This is a genomic window from Pseudomonas sp. NPDC087817, from assembly GCF_044742875.1.
Lineage (GTDB): Bacteria > Pseudomonadota > Gammaproteobacteria > Pseudomonadales > Pseudomonadaceae > Aquipseudomonas.
Map to the genome: position 1 here is coordinate 352660 of NZ_JBIUVJ010000001.1, position 19553 is coordinate 372212.

Genomic DNA, 19553 nt, shown 5'->3' on the forward strand with positions numbered 1-19553 from the left:
CTGCCCTCCATCAACGTTACGGTACGCACTCATTCATCGCCGTCTGACGCCCCTGCGAGCGCCTCGACCAATTCTGGGCCCTGATTACGAACACTACCCACAGCCTTGCTTACCTTGTACCAATGAAAATCGGTAGTAGGCCGGCAGTGTTCCATCGCAATTTCCCGCGCACGTTCAGGGGAAGTATCTGAGGCGATCCATTCGCGGGCGTGCTCAGGGGCCAAAACCTGCGGTTTCCGATCATGGATATCTACCATCCCTTGATCACTGGCGGCGGTGATGATGACGAAGCCGTCGCGAGGATCTGGCTCCAGGCCCTGGTGAACCTCAGCTAAACCAGCGAAGAACATCGGAGCCTGCTCTTTCAGGGTTATGAAGTAAGGCTGCTTCTTCTTTGGATCAGCCGGATCTTTGACCCACTCAAACCACCCGTTTGCCGGTGCAAGGGCGCGACCGTTTGGCCAGAGCTGACTGAAGAATTTCCCGCTCATGACTGTTTCAACCCTGGCGTTTATCGGATCAGGGCGCTTTCCTTTCGCCCAAAATGGCGACCATCCCCATTTCACCTTATCAATGCTCAGCTTTTCGTCTACGGGCCGAATAACTTCCACGCGGGTCGAGGGTGCGACGTTGTAACCGGCAGAACCTGCTATACGGCAGGTTCAAATGGGCCTCTTCGCACAACCGCCGCTCTGAGCGAATGCCGTAGCAATAGCCCACGATCAGCATGCGAATCATTAGTTCAGGATCAATCGACGGAAGCCCAATCGGCTATAAAAATCGGCGAGGTAATGGCGCAGGTCGCTCAGATCGAGACACCTATCTATGCTGCGCAGACGGTGATTGGCTGGAGTGTGATCTTCAAGGTTGAACGAGTAAAACAGCCGACCCTGCCCACTCGATATCTGTCCCATCATGCTGCGTGCTTCCCTACTGGCCAATGCAGATATTTTGCCGCAGGCCAGATAGGGGAGCTGCTTTTTCAACAGAACCAACCCGAAGCAGCCGGTCATGGCCGATAGAAACGTGCCAAGTTCAGCTACTCGGATGTGTCTACGAAACTAGGTGCGATTCAATATGCGGTCTTCTAGATACTCACTGGAGATAGGGAGTGATAGACACAGGTTATTCTTTGCGCAACAAACAAGATGTCAACCGCGCCTTTCAACAAAACGCGAAAATTTGACAGTTCCAAGCACAAGCCAATGCTGAAAACATGGTGTCCTGCGTACCTACACTGTTTCGGGCCTCCGCGTTTCCGATTGGCAAAGCGATGGCCCTATCTAGGCTGGTTGATGACTTGTCACACAGTGAATCCCGCCACCACCGGCGGCGATGGCGTCGATGTTTAGCTGTACCACTTCGCGATCCGGGTAGAGCTTTTGCAACAGGTCGAAGGCCTTCTTGTCGGCGTCCTGGTCGCCGAACTCCGGTGCGATCACAGCGCCGTTGATCACGAAGTAGTTGATATAGCCAGCCGCGAAGTCGTCGTTGTACTTGTTGAATTTGGTCTTGCGCGGTTTCAGCGGTGGCGACACGGTGTGGATCTGCAACGATCGACCGTCGGCGTCGGTGGCCTTTTTCAGGATTTCCAGGTGCGCCAGCGTGACCGCGTTGTCGTAGGAACCCAGGTCGGTGTCGAGGTTAGCGATGACCACACCGGGTTTGACGAAGCGTGCGTAGAAATCAACGTGGGCATCGGTGATGTCCTTGCCCTTGATGCCCGGCAACCAGATGATCTTGCGCAAGCCGAGGCGCTCCTTCAGTTCCGCTTCCACGTCGGCCTTGCTCCAGCCGGGGTTGCGGTTTTCGTTAACCCAGCAGCTTTCAGTCATGATCGCGGTGCCGTGACCGTCGACTTCGATGCCTCCGCCCTCGCCCACGAGCTCGCTGCGTTGATAAGTCGCCTGCGCATCGGCTGCCACGCGTTTGGCGATTTTCGCGTCTTTCGAGTGCTGTTGCTTGTTGCCCCAACCGCTGAAATTGAAATCCACGGCGCTCAGGCCGTTCTTGGCGTCAATGACGAAGTTGGCGCTGATGTCGCGCATCCAGATGTCGTCGAGGTTGGCGATCTGGTAGGTGACGTTGGATGTGCCGCAAATCTCTTCGGCCAGGCTGCGTTCGCCGCTGCGGCAGTAAATGGTCAGCGGTTCATAGCGAGCGATGGCACGGGCGATCCGGCCTAGGGCTTCCTGAACGTCTTCAGTGAAGTCTTCCCAAATTGCATCCTGCGCGCCGAAGGCCATGTAGGAGCGTTCGTGCTTGTCGCCCTCGTCGGGCATGAACCAACGACCTTCGCTGGCAAGTACCCGCGTCGGAGACAGGCCGAGCCCCATGACGGCAGCGCCTACGCTGGCGGCGACTGAAACCTGTTTGATGAATTCCCGACGAGTTGGCATGTGTACATTCCTGATGGTGTAGAGGGCTGCTAGAGCAGCCCGAAAAAATCACTTTGCAGTGGCAGTCTTGAACTTAGTCCAGGTGCGCATCCGGGCGCGCATGTCGGCCTGGGGGATATCCTTGCCCGGTATCAAACGAGCATAGGTCGCTTCGTCGAGATAGATATCCGGGTTGTTGCGCATGGCCTCGTCCACTGTTGGACGGGCTTTGGCGTTGGAGGTCGGGTAACCGGTGAAATTGCTGATCGCGGCCATGCTCTCCGGACGCATCACGAAATTGATGAAGGCGTAGGCGTACTCAGGATGTTTGGCATCGACCGGAATGGCCATGGTGTCCATCCACACCGTGGTGCCTTCGCGCGGCACGCGGTACTGGAAGCGGGTCTGTTTGCCGGCGCTGTCCGAGGTGCGCTGGGCCTGGGTCATATCGCCGCTGTAGCCGAGGGACAGGCACAGGTTGCCGTTAACTAGATCAGTCACCGGTTGCGACTGAAACTTGCGGATGTAAGCCTGCTGCGCCGAGCGCCAAACCTTAAACTCAATATCGTCTTCCATCTGCTCTCTCCAGTTGATCTGCGGACTGACTCGCACGAAGTTGTCCGACACGGGTATTTTTTAAAAAAATGACTCGTTGTTTGAAATCAAACTGGATAGCAGCGGCTTACGCCGCTAAGTGCCGACTTTGCTATGCCCACAGGGCAGTCACACATCAGCGTCAGCAGGATAAATGGCAAGAAAAGGCAAAAAGCAGAAGCACTGAATAAGCAAAAAAACCAGACCGTTTCCTCAGCAGGATCGCCGGTAGGAGGGGCGCTGAGATCGCTGCTTTTTTGTTGTCCTCAAATATAAAGATCCGTTGCTCGAAAAAATTTTCAAGGGGCCCTCTAAAAATATATTTTTCTTGACTCGACCTCACGCAGTCACGACGGCCTCCACACTCGTTTTGTTTGGAGATTGCGCAATGCGCGCGTTCAGATCAACACATCTAACAGCGTACAATTACTCCCCCTGTTGAAGCGTCGCAGGTCGTCCAGGAAGGATGTTGCAACAGTTGAAGTCAAACCTGCCGATGACGCTGTGCAGAACGTGGATGTATTAAGGAAAACTTGATGGCGATTGATTTGAAAAGTCTGTGGCAGCGAGAGCGTGCAAGGCGGGCCGCTTTGTGGGGGCTGGAGGACTTGCGACCAGGGGATGATCACGCAAAACCTCACCTAAGCATTCTCGATGAAATTGATCGACAAGACCTCGAACAACCTCATGGGGCTGCTGCGCTTATGACAATCGAGGAGTTGAGGGACTTTGTGCCGGAAACGCCGTACGAAAGCAGCGACGGGCACCACTTTGTAATCGTTTTAGACCAGCACATACCGGAAGTTTGGCGAACCAGATTCGAAGCAGCCAATGCAATTGCTGAGCGTTTTCCGGAAGGAAGCTATGCCCATGACTGGCGTCGTTTTCTGAGAACCTGGGTTCGAGACATGGAGCGTTTAGAGGCTCACCGGTTCCGCTAATTTCCGTTGGCTTTCTGGAGTGACCATCCACTCCTCTCCGCCAGCCTGTCGCACACAAAAAATGAGTCCTTGAGCCGACATGACTTGGCAGTGCAAGGCTGCTTTACCTGAGCCTCCAGATGCGAGCTGAAGTAAATGCCATGCATGAACAAATTTGGATCGAAGGTGCGGCTACGCGTCAGCAAGCGGCTCAGCTACAGATCTAAATCTCTGAACAATTGATCCTCCTTCATGTCGTCGGTGGCCATCTCATTGTCCACCAGATGCCGTTGCAAGTGCTGAGAAAGATGGTTCGTCAGGCGGGATCCGATCTCGATGTAGTTATCTGAGACGCTTGCATATAAATCTCGACCGCTCACAACGCTTTGCAATATCTGGGCGCATGGTAACCCGAGTTCGGATACGTCAACTCGGATCGGCCAATCATAGATGGGTACACGGCTGTAGGTGGCGACCGCCTCTTCAACCAAACGCACAAATTCATTGGCACCGCATGTCTCATACACTGAGCACCAAATGGCTAAATCACGTTCCCTATACATCACATTCCTTTCTTCATTGATACACAACATCTCGGCAAGAGATTGAAATGAGGGAGAAGGCATACTGCGCCGAACGATGCCGTGAAGTTCAATGCTTGGCGAAGGCGAATTCACAGTGCCCAAAGGTCTGTTTTCATGGATTCAACAAGGAGCTTTCCGAGAGTTCATGCGCAGTCGCTTGGCGGTAACCAATTGACGTGATCAAGGCACCGTACGCGGAGCCAGTCCTCCCCTCCTAACTTCCCAGTCCCGCCACAGACCTCGCAGATAGCCAACGACCTTTCTTCTGCACGAGCGATCAACTCACGGCACGTCGCATCACCACCCGAGTAATAAAACCGCAATCCCCCGAACTTCGCCTTCACCTGACGCGCCCGCACTTGAGGCACCTCGGGGTGAGCTTTCAGGTAGGTTGTCAGCGCGCCACACAGCTCATCTAGCAAATCCAGCCAGCCTGGCAGACATCCGATCTCGCGCAGGGGTACGTGGGAGAAAAACTCCGGATACCGATCGCGCAGGATCGGCAATAGATGTTCAAACATAGGTTTTCTCTGCTCGCATTATGTCAGCGGCCAATGCCTCGACAGTGGGCAAACTCACATGCTTGCGCGCGCCTCGGCCGGCCAAGATGAAGATCCTGTGTTTGCTTTCAAAAATGAAGCCATCAAATTCACATTGGAAATCACTGAGAATGCTGTCGCCAGGCAGGTAAGTGTTTTCGCTGTCGAACTCAGCTGATTGGGCGTACAAACGCGTTGCATCAAGCCCCTGAGTTTTGATTTGTCGCTCCTGAAATTCTGGGAGCATCACATCCAAAACCATCCATCGTCTGACGATGCAAAATGGCTTTCCTGTGAAGCTATCAGCGGCTAGTTCGATCAACTCATCGTTGCTCAGCTTTGATCCACTAAGAGGCTGCGCAGGCCCAAAAAGTAGATCGCCTAGCAGGTCTATATCCGTAACGCTTGTATTCATAATTTCGCTTTAACCTGCTCTTCCCATGAGTACCAGACAGGGATTTTTTTCCCTATTCCCGTTGCCATCTGGAGAGCCCGAGAGTCTTTTAGATCCGCGTATCCGTACCCGCAGTTCGCTCAGTGATAGATGCGATTCATATAGAGATTGCCGCCGCCAAACGCCCAACTGACGATCACGTATCTGCTACCTGCCACGGTTTGGAATAATGCATAACCGTCAATGAAGGTGACACCCGTTATGCGAGAAGTTCGCATACTCGCACCCTCTCGGAAACGGCCCGTGGTATCGCCATAAATCGTTCCCATGATGACGGGTGGACTGTCGACGGCTGCGAAGAGGAACGCCGTGATGCTCACACCAAAATCCTTTTCCATCGCCGCCGCGACCTCTGCCGGAAGAGACGATGCGAGCTGTTGCTTAGTCATCAAGTAGCTCACTTGAACTGCCAGCCAGGGATCGTGTTTTGTTCTCTACTCCACACATCTTTCAGTCCTCCTAAACGATCAACATAGCTGCGCCAGAAGCCATACCCCCCAGAGGGGTGAGCGCTTTCAGGGAAGATCAATCACAAAGCCGTGATTAAAGCCCGTCCGCTCACCTGGATAACCTCTAGGGTTCGAGACCAAACGACAGCTACCCATCGCTATATCGACTGCGCGGTGTGTATGCCCAAATATCCATAGATCCGCTTTATCCAGAAGTGCGTGCCAACGGTTTGAGTAGGCAGCACTCAAATGTCCTTCGTGTTTATCACCCATGACTTCGGGTATAGGTGCGTGATGCGTCACTACGACAGTGTTGCCATCGAATGGCTCATCGAGCTCCTTGGATAGCCAAGCGAAGGAATCGTGATTCCTGCTGATGAGGTCGGACGGGCGCAGCCGGCGATAGTTTTCTCCAGTGCGAATGACACGAAAATCATTCATCCAATCCCATGCTGTTTGGGTAGCCGCAGCTACGTTTTCAGTCGAGGAAAAATCAGTCCAGCCAGTGGCGCAAAGGAACCGTGTTTGATTCCAAATAAAGGTCGCGTTTTCCAGGACGTGAACGTGCGGTAAGGCGGCGTCCTTCATCTTGTGCAGGGTGTGATCGATGTGTCCTTTATAAAACTCATGATTGCCACACACGTAAATCACAGGGCGATCAAACGTCTCATTCGCCCACTCCACTCCCCGTCCTTTCAAGTCGATATCACCGGCCAAAATCACCAGGTCATAGCCATGGGATACGGGCTGATAGGACGAAAATTCGTTGTGCAAATCTGACAGCACGTGAAGTTTGATCAATGGCCTGATCTCGATTTACAGCTAAATTGATAAGGTCAGTATCAGCGTATGGACATGCGTGCCAGCGAAGTAGTCGCAGATGCTGTTGCTTTGTTTCTACAGCTTGGTAGACCTACCGGAAAATCCGGCAGGAGGACTATATACCGTCGCGCCGGACTGAGCAACATGGCTACATCCTCGTTTTTCGAGAGACTCTGATGTCCTTAAGCAAAGGGTTTGCGGCCGTACTACGGACTGCTCGGGCGTTACGAGGCTTATCTCAGCAGGATCTGGGAGATGTCAGTGATCGCAAACACTTCTGGCAAATCGAAAATGCAAGATCATCACCAACGCTGAACAAGTTCGAAAAGCTTTCGAAGGCGCTTCAATTTGATCCCGTTACGTTGCTTGCCCTGTGTGTAGCAACACGCGATAACGTCTCGCCATCCGACGTCCTTCAGCGGGTTCAGAAAGAACTCGCTGAATTCGAAAGTATGGGCGGCACGAAGAAATTGGCCGAGAGTATGGAAAGCGGCGTACTCAAATCACGCGCCAGTGAACAGCTACGCAAGATGGCCGCCGTCCAAGAGTGCAAGCGAGCAGGCCTCACGCAAAAAGCGACGATGGAGAAGCTGGGGCTTCCAAAATCCACGGTTCATGACCTTTGGAAAATGACGGATCAGGACGGGAAGTCTAAAATTTGAATGGAGCAGACATACGAGCCTCTTCATAGGGGCCCTGATCCTGAGCATACGCAAGGGACTCGATCTTTCAGCTCCATGTTGTAACTCACTCCCCCCAAGAATCAGGTGGACTCGTAAGCCGTTCAGTCTGGGAATGGCTGTGCGGTTCTTCAAGTCGACCACCTGAGTGGCGCTGCCGCGATTGGCCATGATCCCCTTTTGCATTGCGCTCGAAACGAAGTTCGATAATCCGGCTCAATGTTTGTTCCTTACCATGACTGGATTCGAGGGCGTGAAGAGAATGCATAAATAAGCATTTTCATGCCCTTCATCTTTCAGTTTTTATTCGCTCCTGCGTAACTCTGAAATCGCAACGCGACATCATTTTGGCCAGCTACACTCCAAAACCATGCGGAGCAGGCTGTGAACGCGCGTGGCGAAGCCCTCTTCCCGCACCCCGCTAGTCGCGCACATCGAAAAATAGGTGGCGCCTTCTAACTGGATGCACTGGCACGAGAAGGAGGCTCCATGACTGTTCTTCAGGAAGTATTGATGTGGTCAAAAGGCTTGCCTGCCTGGCAAGGGGATTGTGTGAGACGCTTGCTGGGACAGGAGACTGTAACGCAACAGGATTTTGAGGATGTACTCGCCCTTCTCAAGTCGGCTTATGGAATCACTGATCCGGAGGGACGTATAGCCTCGCCCCTGAGTGAGGATCAGATTCCTGCGGAGATAAAGCCCACTACTCACATCGAACTGCATGCCGTAAAAAACCTGGTGAACGTCAACGCAATCGCATCAGAACACAGCCTGACATTCGCGCCTCAGGGACTGACAGTGATCTACGGGGGGAATGGCTCAGGTAAGTCAGGGTACTCCCGCGTACTGAAACGAGCATGTCGAGCACGGGATCAGACAGAAACCATCTACCCGAACGCAAATAAACCACTTCCAGCGGATGCTAATGCTCGTGCCACCTTTAGCATTAGCATAAATGGTGTCAGTAGCGATGTGATGTGGATTGATAACCACCCTGCTCCGCCAGAACTATCCAGTCTTTCAATTTTTGACTCTCGCTGTGCAAACGCATACCTGGTTAACGAAGCTGACTACTCCTATGTCCCTCATGGCCTGGATGTTTTCGAACGTCTCGCCGCGCTGCAGCAACAGTTGAAAACTGCGATTGAGCAGGAGCAAAAACAGTACTCCGTTGACCTCTCCGCTTACTCACCGATGCAAGGCCAGACGGAAGTCGGAAGGATGATCGCTACCCTTTCTGCGAAGACCAATCCAAGCGCTGTTCAAACGCTCGGCACCGTTTCAGATGACGAGCTCACCCAGCACACAACCATTGGAAAAAGTCTTCAGGAAAATAATCCCAAAGAAAAAGCCAACCAGATCAGGCGACTGGCGCAACGTATATCTGGGGTTGCCGGCACTGCCTTGAACAAATCGCTACAGGTTGACCAGGATTTTGAACAAGGCCTCAAGCAATCGGTTGAGCGCTATCTCCTAGCTAAGTCGGCGGCCGAACTCGCCGCCAAAAAATTCAAAGAACAGCAAAACCTACTACCAGGCACTGGTGGTGATGCGTGGCGGGAGCTTTTCGACGCAGCTCGTAGGTTCGCTCTCGAATCCCACCCAGGACAGGACTTCGTATCGCTCGATCCGAACAGCCCATGTCCACTCTGCCAACAAACCCTCAATGATGGCGCCGCGCGACTGGCTCGCTTTGAGGAGTTCATCCAACAAGAGGCTGAAAAAACGTCGCGCGCCCGCCGTAAAGCAATGGTTGAGAAATACACACCGCTTACGACACTGGATGTAACGATTGGACTCGATGAGGCCACGCATGCGGAAATCCACTTACTGGCTCCAAAGGTCGCGGCGGACTGTCGGGAATATGAGCGTGCATTAGGGGAGCGTCGTGACCAATTGGTTGATGCTGTGAAATCCAACAACTGGGCAGGTATCACGCCTCCACCGTCAAATCCCTCACCTGGATTACAGGCACTGGTAAACCAACTCAATCAACAAGCTCTCAACCTTGAGCAGGCGTCCGACGAGGTGGCAAGAATTCAACTTCAGCAGACGTACGCAGAACTGGAAGCGCGCGTGCTGCTGAGCAAGCTGAAAGATACCGTCGTAAATTCCATCGCCCGGATGAGCCATGTGGCCATTTTGGCAAAGTGCATCACTGCGCTTAGGACAAATTCTATCTCGACCAAAGCCACCCAGATTGGTGAGACCGTAATATCCACGTCACTCCAGGACGCTCTCAATGCCGAGTTCAAAGAGCTAGGTGTGGGAGGTCTCCAGGTTGCCCTGCAAAGTCGATCAGGGCGTGGAAAAATGCTGCATAAGCTCAAGCTGGAACTGCCGCAGAGTCGGAATCCGAAAGACCTGCTAAGTGAAGGTGAACAGCGAGCCATTGCGTTAGCGTCGTTTTTAGCTGAGGTAGGTCTGAGTGAAAGCACAGGAGGCATCATCTTGGATGACCCAGTTTCCTCTCTGGATCACCAGCGTCGAGAGCGTGTTGCTGCTAGGTTAGTAAGAGAAGCAGCGCACAGACAGGTAGTGGTTTTCACGCACGACATCTACTTTCTTTGCATTCTGGCGGAACAAGCAGATTCGGCCGGCGTAACCGCGCTGACGCAAAGCATCGCTCAGCGTGCAGAAGGTTATGGTGTCGCAACTCCGGAGCTGCCCTTTGAGGGCAAAAATACGACTGGGCGCATCGGATCGCTCAAGGCTCGCCACCAACACATAGCGAAGCTGTTCAGACAGGGTGAAGAGGAGGAGCACCGCAAGCATACCGTCGAGGCATACGTCTTCCTTCGAATGGCATGGGAGCGTGCCGTCGAGGAAGTGCTTTTACGACGCGTTGTTCTACGATTCCGCAAAGGCATAGAAACCCAGCGTCTGTCTGAAGTCACCGTGGATGACAATGATTATGTGCAGGTATCTGCCGGGATGAGCAAGTGCTCCAACTATGCTCATGACAAGGCAATGGTTGGTGGCGTAGCGGTACCGGATCCAGATGAACTGTTGTCTGATATTCAGGCCTTGGACACATGGCGCACCCAAATCGAAACTCGCAGTACTGCGACGAGTCGCGCCAGGAAATGGGGTGCCCCCTCTTGCCCGTGAATCTCTACTTGGCGCTTCTGGTGCCGGACATCAGAGAGAAGCTCGCTGAGGGCATAGAATGGTATTGCTGATGCAATGAAGTAACCGCCTGGATTTTCAGCCAGCGGATGACTTTGCAATTGCTTCAGACGTAGATTGCGAGCCCCACCCTATTTTCAAGCAATTCATACAACCCGAGATCGAGCAGTTATGAACGAGCACGACATGGACGTTGTGATTGCGCCTACCTGGGGAACAGGGCTTACCAAGTGATTCCGAGGGTATTAAGTGGCATCGGGGCTGGCATCACAGACACGATGATTGTCGATTTATCTCTCGCGCAAACTCGCCACAGCTCCGTCCTTCGAAAAGTATTCACCAGAGCACCGCTTTCCCCGTAGCTGCAGATGTCCAGCAATCGCATATTCCCTGAGCCGCTGAAGGGCATCCCGAAATCCAGCAACGCGTGATTCATCCCTACGCATATCACTCTTGGCGTTGATCATCTGCTCGTTCGCTCCGTGATGGATTGGTTTCATGTTGAAGTTGCTTCAGCTCATGTCGCAACTGTTCGACCTCGCTCTGAGTCGTTTCCAGCAGCGCCTGCGTATTCTTAGCTCGTGCATCGGCCTGGCTGGCGGATTCGCGAAGAGAGGCGGATTCTTCGCGGGATTGGGCAAGCTGATCGATAAGCTGCTCTTTGGCCCCCTCTTCTCTAGCTGACGCGATGGCCAACGCATTGAGATCACTGGTCAGTCGCGCGATGGTGTTGTCTTGGGTGGCCATTACCTTGGCCTGTTGGCGGGAGTCGCTAAGCAGGCGCTCGTTGTCACGATTCAGGCGGCTGAGGTCGTCCTGTTTCACCGACAGAGTCTGTTGCAACTGACGATGCTCAACCTGGATTTGCTGGAGCTGGCCTTCATGCCGGCGCTGTTCTTGTTCGCGCTGATCCTTCACGGCTGTGCGGTAGTGCTCAAGTGCGTCACGGGCATGCAGGTGCTTTTCTTCCAGCGAGCGAATCTGCTCATCCTTCTCATGTACCCGTATTTCGAGATCAGCACAGCTCTGGCTCAGACGAGCGTTGCGCGTGAGCTCAGACTGCAAGCTGCTTTGGCTCGTGCTCAATTCACTTGCTTGGACGCCGAGGGTGGCCTGAAGGCTATCGTGCCGGCGCTGCAAATCCGCCATGGCAGCTTGTGCCTGCGCCAGCTGCTCATCGACTGATGCTCGGTGTTTATCGAGCTCAGCTCGCGCCTCGGCCACCTCTTCGGCACCCTCTTCCAGCAATCGATCCACCAATTGGCCGACTAGCCCGGTGAGCTCGTCGCTCAAGCGTTCGCGGCACTCCTTTGGGCGCGACTCCCATTTTCCGAGCTCACCTAGATACCGGGCAATAGTTGTCATCGAGCCAGTATTTCCAAGCTCGACGCGCACAGCGTTGATGCTGGGATTTACACCCCGCGCGATCAGCGCGTCTCGCGCTATCTGGACGACTGCCTTGTTAATACCGCCGCGTGCCATGCCGCCTCCTACGATATCGTAGTGTAAAACGTTTTATGTAATTACATATTACAACTATTAAAGAAACAGTCACAAAATTTCCATTTCTATGATCAAATAATGGAGGCTTATCACATCATAACGCCGTTTTTTGCCATTTCCGTCGCTGGAAAAAGTACGTTTTGCGTAGAAGGGTCGAGATGAACAAGGCAGATCGCTACCTGCAGGCCGGCACCCGGGAAAACACCCGGCGCAGCTACCGCGCAGCGATAGAACACTTCGAAGTGACCTGGGGCGGTTTTCTGCCGGCGACTGGCGACGGCATCGTGCGTTACCTCGCCGAATACGCGGACAAGCACACCATCAACACACTGAAGCAACGCCTGGCTGCACTGGCTCAGTGGCACATCACGCAGGGTTTCCCTGATCCCACGAAGACACCCACGGTTAAGCAGATGATCAAGGGCATTCGGACATTGCATCCTGCCCAAGAGAAACAGGCGGCCCCTCTCCTTCTACTTCACCTGGAGCAAGCGGTGAGCTGGCTTGAGCGCGAAGCGGGTCTTGCGGCTGAACGTGGCGACTATAAAAACGTGATGAGGCATCGACGCGACATCGCCCTAGTGCTGATTGGATTCTGGCGTGGCTTTCGGGGTGACGAGCTAGCGCGACTACAGGTGGAACACACCCAAGCAGAATCAGGGGTAGGCATCACCTTCTATCTGCCGCACACGAAAGGCGATCGCCAGCATCTGGGTGCTTCATTCCACACCCCTGCCCTCAAGAAGCTTTGCCCTGTGCAGGCTTATATCAACTGGATCACCGTAGCTGGTATTGCGCGCGGGCCGGTGTTTAGGAAAGTCGATCGCTGGGGAAACCTTGCTGAGGACGGCATCAACTCCGGTAGCCTGATCCCCCTGCTTCGCCGCATCTTCAAGCAAGCAGGTCTCTCGGCTGACCTCTATAGCAGCCACTCGATGCGTCGAGGCTTTGCGACCTGGGCTTCAGCGAATGGTTGGGACATCAAAGCGCTAATGACCTACGTCGGGTGGAAGGACATGAAGTCGGCGCTAGGGTACATGGACGCGAGTGTATCCTTTGCTGGGCTAGCGGTGGGAGCGCGGGGATCTGACACGCGAACCTGGATCGAGCACCAGTGTGTTAAATGAGAGAGTTGCATGAGATTTAACGCTTTGGTCGATTTGGACGAGGGGAGCGCAATATAGCTCCATCGAACCCTTCCAAAAAACTCGACATCGTGGTGGATGATACCGCCTCCAGCCTGGCCAGTTTCTCTTGAAGGAACAGCACTTCCCCTGCGCTTAGATCCAGAGTAACCATGCGTGCCAATTGCTGTGGTGAGGGAGGTACAGTTCTGCGGACGCAATGGTCATGGCGCCCCAAGTAGGCTATTTCAGCCGGTGACACCTTACCGCTCAACCATCCGATCAAAAGCAAAGCCCCCATGCGCTGGTATGGATCACTGTCATTCAGTCCGAACTCAATGCGCTCATGCAGATCCAAGTTGACTCTGCACAGAAACTGTTGAGTGCGAGAAAACCCTGCCGAGGCTATCCCACCGGGTGCAAATGCCGTCCGCTTCGCAAGCAGCAGTCCATACAGAGTTTCCACTCCTTCTGTGAGTCCCTGCCCTGGTACCAAAGATTCAAACCATTGCTGCACGCGTATTGTGATTCCCGCAATCCGGCGGTCAAGCAAGGAGTCCTTCACTGACCGCTCACCCGTTGAATGGAGGTAGGAATTCCAGATCCGCCTACCAGGGGTAAACGTCTCTCTAGGCCTCATCAGCGCGCGTCGGTGATCAACGCAAAATGCGCTGGTCGTGTAGCACCAAGATTGACGCCAGATGGGAAATCCAGTTCTCACCATACTTTCGAATAGACAGGAAGAGCAGTATGAGTGCCTGAAATGGATGTGAAGCAACCTAGACTGACGGGAGGCAAATTGCTTCTGTAGCAAAACCCTATCGGTACCATAGGTGGCACACATCACTTTAAAAAGCTCAGAATCACAATCAAATTCAATGTCCTCGAATGCGGGAAAAGGCCACGACTCCACGACGCCGGGAACCGCGCGTTTGGGGACAGAAAGGCCTCGGTCAATTGCCGCCCGAAATAGATGAGGGTTTTGGAGCTTATTGTGGGCGAGCCCTCGCATGACCCAGGAAAGTAATGTTTCTCCCAGAACGAAACGAGGCGCTGCCCCTGATGAGAACTCGTCAAACAAATTAGAATTTCCACAGGTTACGCAGACACTCAACAGGCAAAGAAGGACAATCCCTGTAGCTCGAATTTCGCGCTAGTGCCTGGAGAGATTTAATGATGGCTCCACTGGCACCATGAGATCTTTCCAGAAGACCTCTCATGAAATCATCATTAGTGAATTGAGAACGCTTGAAGCCACATACCTCTCCAACCTGGGTGATGAAGGTGCGGTACTGCTGGTCATACTGCCACACACCGATATCGACGTAGCGTGCCTTCTTAGCAACGACCTCTTTCAGTGCTCCATCTAAAATCTTGGGCTTGGACACAAGCAGTATTTTCAAGTTTGGAAATCGTCGGATCAGGGTTCGCACTAAATCAATAGTAGCGTTCCGCTGCTCCGCACCGCCTCCAAAGTGAACGCTTGCATCGTCAAAAATCAGCCGAAACTCTCGACCACCAATCATATCCTCAAGCGGGCGTTCGACATTTCGAAAGGACATGAAATCACTGGTCACGGGTAGCCCCAAGGCTGACGCGAATGCCAGGCCGACGTTGCCATATGCTTTAGTAAAGTTTCCAGGCACATAAGTAGTATACACGTGTGCCCGATCAGCATTTTTAAGTAGTCTCTTGGCAACTGTGGTTTTTCCCGTTTGAGCATCCCCGCCGAGAATCGTAAATTCGTTATCAGAAAAACTATCCACCACGCTCCGTTCAGCTTGATACTGTTTTGGACACAATAAGTACTTCACTCGACAACACCTGACCGCCGTACACGGGTATTCCATTTTGACTGAGTAGCGGCCTGCAGGCTCTCAAGAGTAATTTTTTCGTCTCCCCATGTGACCGCCAAACATCCAGCAGCTCGAAGTAGTGAGCAGATATTGCCAATTACACCGGACGTTTGATTATAGATATAGTCCGCAATTGACTTGGAGGAAAGATGAGATCTCTTGGCAAGAGGTACGATTTCCTCCCAAGTATCCAAAAAATTAAGATACTCCGCATCTGCCCTAGCCCAAGGTGCAAGTTCGTAAAGTTCGAACCGACGCACATACTGGGCATCGATCGCGAGAGCGTTGTAGGCCTCATCAATACCAAAAACAAAAAAGCTCAGGTAAGCGGGTGCTCCGCACAAACCTCGCAGCAAGGAGAGAAAAGTATCCTGCTCTCCCTTGGAAAGACCCTTAATAGAATCATGGAACTCATCCATAAACAAACCGCGAATATCGTTGGCAATACAGTATTCGGCTACCATACTAATGGGAATACCCGCTTTCCCAGGCTCCATGCCCAAAGCCGTCAAGAGCTTCACCATAGGCTTTGTCTTCTGAGTGTCTTTGGCGAAGGTCACATACCTGATTTTATGGCGCCAGGATTCATCCATACCCCTAACCGCATTGCAGATGGTTGTTTTCCCGTGATTAGAACCGGCGGACACTAGTAGACACGGAGCCTCCGTACTACCACGCCTGATGCTAAGCATGTTATGAACAATGTTCGAAACGGTGAGGAGATGCTCCGTATCGATCTTGATGTCTTGCCGGATAATCTGGCAACGCTCCTCATCAGACAAGGCCAATGCATAACGCCGACTCTCATGCAAATGTTCCCCATCCATCATCACTCTCCCCACTTCAGTTTTTTGCGTGTTTGATCAGTACTAGGTTCTTTGGTCGTCCCCTGAAGCAAATTCCCTTCCCCGCCGTAGGAAAGGAAAGACATGGTTTCAGCGGCCGCAACTTTTTTGGCGACATTCTGCCGGAGCCGCTTCGTCGCAGCCTTGGAACTTTCCACTAGTTCATAATTCTCCAAACGAATCTGGTGTAACTCTACGTCCACCAGTGTGCCTGGGCGACGCTCGCGCGGTCGCGCAAACGCCCAATACTCGCTGTAGGAGATAGGTGTTTTCGTAAGATCGGAATAGGGAACTTCATGATACCGCCCATCTTGGCGCAACCATATCTTTGATAGGTTCAATGGATTGTATTTAAACGACAATCTTTGACCAACAAACCTTCTCAATATTGCAGAAGAGTAGAAAGAACGACTAAATTCGACACCCTTTGGTTGAATTGTTCGAATCACGCTTGGGAAAAAGTCAAGAGCAAAGGTTTTGTAGTTCCCCGGCATAGGCTGAACATAATTCGGGCCCTTCTTGGCCATCTCTGCATCCCAAACCTCGAAAGGCGCAAGCCTGTTCAGCCCCTCATGAGCACGCCCATGATAAATAGCTACTTCATTCGCGAACCACTCACAAAATGCTGAAAAAGTCATGGCTGAATGTTTGGCGGAGTCGTAGTCCGCTTTTTTCAGCACATTTGAATAAGTAGTACCTGGCAGAAGATGCACCTTCCCCATCAGCGTGCCGATGATCCGCTCAACGTGCCCTCCATAATGCTTTTTACCAATAGGCCGTAGCATGGGGATGATTTTGTAATACTGTAGGGTGGCTTCAAGCTCCGGGCTAGTGAATTCGGCGGCGTTATCCATACCCACTGTGCCAGGTACGCCCCAGAACCTGTGGCGAGTATTCTGACCGCCACCAAGAGCGATCGGAAAGTCTTGCTTTGGAAAACAAGCTGAAAGCATCGCCATGGCAACGCTGACTGAACTAGGCGGATGCAGCGCAAGATAGTAACCAAGAATGACGCGACTTTTGAGATCGATAACTACCGTCAGCCAAGGTCGCATAAGGGGGCGACCATGTTCATCGCAGATAATGACATCTACCCGCGTATGGTCGATTTGCACCATGGTAAGTATGGTATCTACATCGATCATCCCAGGCTTCAGATCAAACTTTTGAAGCATCGCCTCCCTGCCGTTCTCAAGGGAGTAAATGGCTTTCTGCCCGAATGACTCAAGCCTTCGCTTCAGGGCATTCAGACTCGGGGTTTTAACCCCCATGGTATGGCTAAGAGAGTCGACATATTCCCAGAGAGAAGAAAACGCCTCTAACTTTTTCGTCTTATCCTTAAGGCGTTTTGAAATTGCTTTCTCCATAATCTTCTCTTGAATATCAGAAAGCAATCGAGAGTTTTTCTTTCGCCCTCTGATACTTCTAACAAGAGAAACTGCTCCAAGCTCCGGATCATATCTTTTCAATAGGCGTCGAGCCGTTGTTTCCGAGGAGTCAAGCTTTTTAAGAAGATCCGCCCTGGATATTTTACCTTCTAAGTAGTCATGAATATTTTTGGCTCGCTCCGAAGCAATAGCCAACTCTTTTGGATTAGCTTCCGTTTGTTCCATCCAAATCAATCGGCGATCGTTGTGTAGCTGATACTTTTCTTCATCTACTTCAGCCAGAGTCACCTGAGTGAAGAGCACATCAAAGGAGTGCTCACTTTCTTGGCTTTTCAGGGTGATAGTGCCATCAGCTCCACAAGCTATTACTCGATATGTCTTATCCTCAAAGCTAACTAAGCTTCCTTCAATTATGGGTTGCAGCATAAGGACTCAGCACCTAGTGATTGAAAAGCTAATTGCGAAAGCATAGCCCCACGACCACTAAGCTTGTCAACGGTCATATAATTGGCGCTATATTTAAACTAATATTGAATTAACTTAGATCAGCTCTAACGAATATCACACTAATTGATTATTTTAGTTGAAGCAACAAACGAGCCATGACCTCTAAACGCTGTATTCATGAGGCCTTGAATATTTTTTAATATTATTTTTCGATCACTGCATGGAAAATCAATTATCGGTCAAATACAATTAAATTCAAAATAGCTCATGTTCTGATTCGGGAATTTGAACTCCGCTCAAGTTGGCGGAAGAAGTTTTTCGCCAGCCCGCCGCATTTACTGCCTTGATCGGATTTCCTTGATTCGCCGATTGGAAATGACTGCCAAAAAAATGACACAGCTTCATCATCCGCTGTCTCAGGCCCCGCATCTGTCCCCTTGAAAGGCTATTGCTTGGGAGCAAACGCTACTTTTACTTATATATTGACGGTGAAAGAGATGAGCCTATCAGGCACCTGTAATCTCCGCTTCGTGAGCCGCATTCGACATCCAATGGCATAGCAAGGAGGACAGTTGCCCCCTCCCAGCGCTCATAGCCAGCCAGGGTTGAATTTCAATGACTGTGAGGTTCACTGACGGATTGCGGGGGGTCTCCACGCGCTGAGCAGCGTTCACAGGGTGGGTATCCAGCCTTGCGAGGTTGTGGCTGAGAATAGTGAATAGTCCCTACCTGATTTCGAGACCTCCTCCCGATCCTCCATGCTAGCAAACACCCTTTTGAGCAACGACCTGATAGGGGGATCAGGAAGCGATCTTTCTGGCTTTTAAAACTGGCCGAATCTTCTAGGCCTTGCGGGCTTCAACTTTTAAAAAAAGTCACTACAAATCAGCATGTTGGCAAGATCATCAATACCAGGATGCAAAGGGAACCTCAGCCACGCCCTGTGTTTACGGGCTAAGATTGCTCTCCTTTAGAAATGGCCAAATCCGCTAATACGCCCGAGCTTTCAACCATTTCTAAAAGTCAGAGTCGCTGGAAGCCACGGATTGCAAGGGCTTGAGCGTTTGACCACTTTTAAAGGAGGGCCACATATGCGCATCAGCTTTCATACCGGGATCGGAAATCCTTAAAGTTCTCAGAAGTAAATGTGTGAAAAAACGGGAAGTAATCGCGTGAATCCAGCCTTTCGCCTCACGTTCATGGTTTTACTCGCCATCAATGAGCATCCTAGCGCTACAGGCTCTGGCACGGCCTTTACCGACGCTGCAATGCCTGATTTTACGTCATGCACAGCGAATCCAAAAACATTACCACCCTTTGGCGTGATCGCACACCGCTTGCGAAATTGCCTATTCATTTGATTTAAGGAGTCTTTTTAGGCAGCGCTTGTGCGTTTACGGCATTACTGACACCAGGAATCCACCCGGGAACGCGTCGCTGTGTGAAATCTGCGGCGTTCAGCATGGAGTTGGTGCGCAGATTTCAAAGGTTGCCACACGTGGAAACCACAAACGCAGGTTGATTTACTTGCAGATGCTGCAGGCTTAGCGGTACATGCCTTGCGCTTGAAGCCTGTGGGGCTTTCCAGCCACTAAATACCTGGGTGGCTCGCCAAAATCTGTTTGGCCGAAAACTCAGTACAATGCTCGTCCGATATGGTTGTTAACCACAATTTTGACTTGTTAATGACCGTAGTTAACAAGTCAAATAACTAGTTTACAGAGTAATACTGAACCTGCGTGTTAGCCCTTGATTCTCCCAGTGAACCTAGGAATTTAAAGCTCCGCTGTGCTGTTCGAACTCCGGGATTTTTCAGTCGAAATCCATACCCCTATTATCAA

13 protein-coding genes and 4 pseudogenes are annotated in these 19553 nt (G+C 51.9%); 4 read left to right on the plus strand and 13 right to left on the minus strand.

The window, feature by feature from the left end; translation table 11 throughout:
• Positions 1 to 29 precede the first annotated feature (29 nt).
• From ACIONG_RS01555 to ACIONG_RS01570, 4 genes and pseudogenes are all read right to left on the minus strand, one after another.
• Positions 30 to 635, minus strand: a pseudogene (locus ACIONG_RS01555) (SOS response-associated peptidase family protein); the annotation flags it as partial.
• Positions 586 to 917, minus strand: a pseudogene (locus ACIONG_RS01560) (transposase); the annotation flags it as partial. The pseudogenes ACIONG_RS01555 and ACIONG_RS01560, both read right to left, overlap by 50 nt.
• A gap of 366 nt (positions 918 to 1283) precedes the next feature.
• Positions 1284 to 2399 carry an agmatine/peptidylarginine deiminase gene (locus ACIONG_RS01565; protein WP_401296215.1) on the minus strand — a complete coding sequence of 372 codons (1116 nt, stop codon included), beginning with the start codon at positions 2397 to 2399 and terminating at the stop codon, positions 1284 to 1286.
• A 48-nt stretch (positions 2400 to 2447) separates the two neighbouring features.
• Positions 2448 to 2906: pseudogene (locus ACIONG_RS01570) on the minus strand (extracellular solute-binding protein); the annotation flags it as partial.
• Positions 2907 to 3508: 602 nt separating this feature from the next.
• Here ACIONG_RS01570 and ACIONG_RS01575 point away from each other — a divergent pair.
• Complete coding sequence (locus ACIONG_RS01575; RefSeq protein ID WP_401296217.1) at positions 3509 to 3913, plus strand: hypothetical protein; 405 nt, start codon at positions 3509 to 3511, stop codon at positions 3911 to 3913.
• A 194-nt stretch (positions 3914 to 4107) separates the two neighbouring features.
• Here the strand turns inward: ACIONG_RS01575 and ACIONG_RS01580 are convergent, their stop codons facing one another.
• From ACIONG_RS01580 to ACIONG_RS01595, 4 genes are all read right to left on the minus strand, one after another.
• On the minus strand, positions 4108 to 4569 hold the full coding sequence (locus ACIONG_RS01580) for a hypothetical protein (protein WP_401296219.1): 462 nt from the start codon (positions 4567 to 4569) through the stop codon (positions 4108 to 4110).
• 420 nt (positions 4570 to 4989) lie between these two features.
• The gene (locus ACIONG_RS01585; protein WP_401296221.1) at positions 4990 to 5430 is read right to left on the minus strand and encodes a DUF6957 family protein; all 441 of its coding nucleotides are present in this window, start codon (positions 5428 to 5430) and stop codon (positions 4990 to 4992) included.
• Positions 5431 to 5549: 119 nt separating this feature from the next.
• Positions 5550 to 5858, minus strand: a complete 309-nt coding sequence (locus ACIONG_RS01590) for a hypothetical protein (RefSeq protein ID WP_197890077.1) — start codon at positions 5856 to 5858, stop codon at positions 5550 to 5552.
• Between the two features lie 126 nt (positions 5859 to 5984).
• Positions 5985 to 6716, minus strand: a complete 732-nt coding sequence (locus tag ACIONG_RS01595; protein ID WP_401296367.1) for a metallophosphoesterase family protein — start codon at positions 6714 to 6716, stop codon at positions 5985 to 5987.
• Between the two features lie 200 nt (positions 6717 to 6916).
• On the opposite strand from ACIONG_RS01595, the gene ACIONG_RS01600 reads away from it, so the two are divergent.
• Entirely contained in the window at positions 6917 to 7402 is a 486-nt protein-coding gene (locus tag ACIONG_RS01600; protein ID WP_401296223.1) for a helix-turn-helix domain-containing protein, read from the plus strand.
• A gap of 65 nt (positions 7403 to 7467) precedes the next feature.
• Here the strand turns inward: ACIONG_RS01600 and ACIONG_RS01605 are convergent.
• A pseudogene (locus ACIONG_RS01605) lies at positions 7468 to 7591 on the minus strand (hypothetical protein); the annotation flags it as partial.
• A gap of 318 nt (positions 7592 to 7909) precedes the next feature.
• On the opposite strand from ACIONG_RS01605, the gene ACIONG_RS01610 reads away from it, so the two are divergent.
• Positions 7910 to 10531 carry an AAA family ATPase gene (locus tag ACIONG_RS01610; RefSeq protein ID WP_401296225.1) on the plus strand — a complete coding sequence of 874 codons (2622 nt, stop codon included), beginning with the start codon at positions 7910 to 7912 and terminating at the stop codon, positions 10529 to 10531.
• Between the two features lie 465 nt (positions 10532 to 10996).
• On the opposite strand, the gene ACIONG_RS01615 is transcribed toward ACIONG_RS01610, so the two are convergent.
• Positions 10997 to 12031: a DNA-binding protein gene (locus ACIONG_RS01615; protein ID WP_401296227.1), complete on the minus strand. Its 1035-nt coding sequence runs from the start codon at positions 12029 to 12031 to the stop codon at positions 10997 to 10999.
• 179 nt (positions 12032 to 12210) lie between these two features.
• Between ACIONG_RS01615 and ACIONG_RS01620 the strand changes: the two genes are divergently transcribed.
• On the plus strand, positions 12211 to 13179 hold the full coding sequence (locus ACIONG_RS01620; protein WP_401296229.1) for a site-specific integrase: 969 nt from the start codon (positions 12211 to 12213) through the stop codon (positions 13177 to 13179).
• Between the two features lie 1079 nt (positions 13180 to 14258).
• On the opposite strand, the gene ACIONG_RS01625 is transcribed toward ACIONG_RS01620, so the two are convergent.
• From ACIONG_RS01625 to ACIONG_RS01635, 3 genes are read right to left on the minus strand one after another with little or no spacing between them, the layout of a single operon-like run.
• Positions 14259 to 14990 carry a hypothetical protein gene (locus ACIONG_RS01625; protein ID WP_401296231.1) on the minus strand — a complete coding sequence of 244 codons (732 nt, stop codon included), beginning with the start codon at positions 14988 to 14990 and terminating at the stop codon, positions 14259 to 14261.
• A complete protein-coding gene (locus ACIONG_RS01630) occupies positions 14987 to 15862 on the minus strand; it encodes a TniB family NTP-binding protein (RefSeq protein ID WP_401296233.1) in 876 nt (291 codons plus the stop codon). Before ACIONG_RS01630 ends, ACIONG_RS01625 begins: the two co-directional genes overlap by 4 nt.
• Complete coding sequence (locus ACIONG_RS01635) at positions 15862 to 17691, minus strand: Mu transposase C-terminal domain-containing protein (protein ID WP_401296235.1); 1830 nt, start codon at positions 17689 to 17691, stop codon at positions 15862 to 15864. The genes ACIONG_RS01630 and ACIONG_RS01635 overlap by 1 nt, the downstream gene beginning before the upstream one ends.
• Positions 17692 to 19553 lie beyond the last annotated feature (1862 nt).

Coding starts and splice junctions, on each gene's coding strand:
- ACIONG_RS01565 (WP_401296215.1), bottom strand. CDS start 2,399: ATGCCAACTCGTCGGGAATTCATCAAACAGGTTTCAGTCGCCGCCAGC.
- ACIONG_RS01575 (WP_401296217.1), top strand. CDS start 3,509: ATGGCGATTGATTTGAAAAGTCTGTGGCAGCGAGAGCGTGCAAGGCGG.
- ACIONG_RS01585 (WP_401296221.1), bottom strand. CDS start 5,430: ATGAATACAAGCGTTACGGATATAGACCTGCTAGGCGATCTACTTTTT.
- ACIONG_RS01590 (WP_197890077.1), bottom strand. CDS start 5,858: ATGACTAAGCAACAGCTCGCATCGTCTCTTCCGGCAGAGGTCGCGGCG.
- ACIONG_RS01600 (WP_401296223.1), top strand. CDS start 6,917: ATGTCCTTAAGCAAAGGGTTTGCGGCCGTACTACGGACTGCTCGGGCG.
- ACIONG_RS01610 (WP_401296225.1), top strand. CDS start 7,910: ATGACTGTTCTTCAGGAAGTATTGATGTGGTCAAAAGGCTTGCCTGCC.
- ACIONG_RS01615 (WP_401296227.1), bottom strand. CDS start 12,031: ATGGCACGCGGCGGTATTAACAAGGCAGTCGTCCAGATAGCGCGAGAC.
- ACIONG_RS01620 (WP_401296229.1), top strand. CDS start 12,211: ATGAACAAGGCAGATCGCTACCTGCAGGCCGGCACCCGGGAAAACACC.
- ACIONG_RS01630 (WP_401296233.1), bottom strand. CDS start 15,862: ATGATGGATGGGGAACATTTGCATGAGAGTCGGCGTTATGCATTGGCC.
- ACIONG_RS01635 (WP_401296235.1), bottom strand. CDS start 17,691: ATGCTGCAACCCATAATTGAAGGAAGCTTAGTTAGCTTTGAGGATAAG.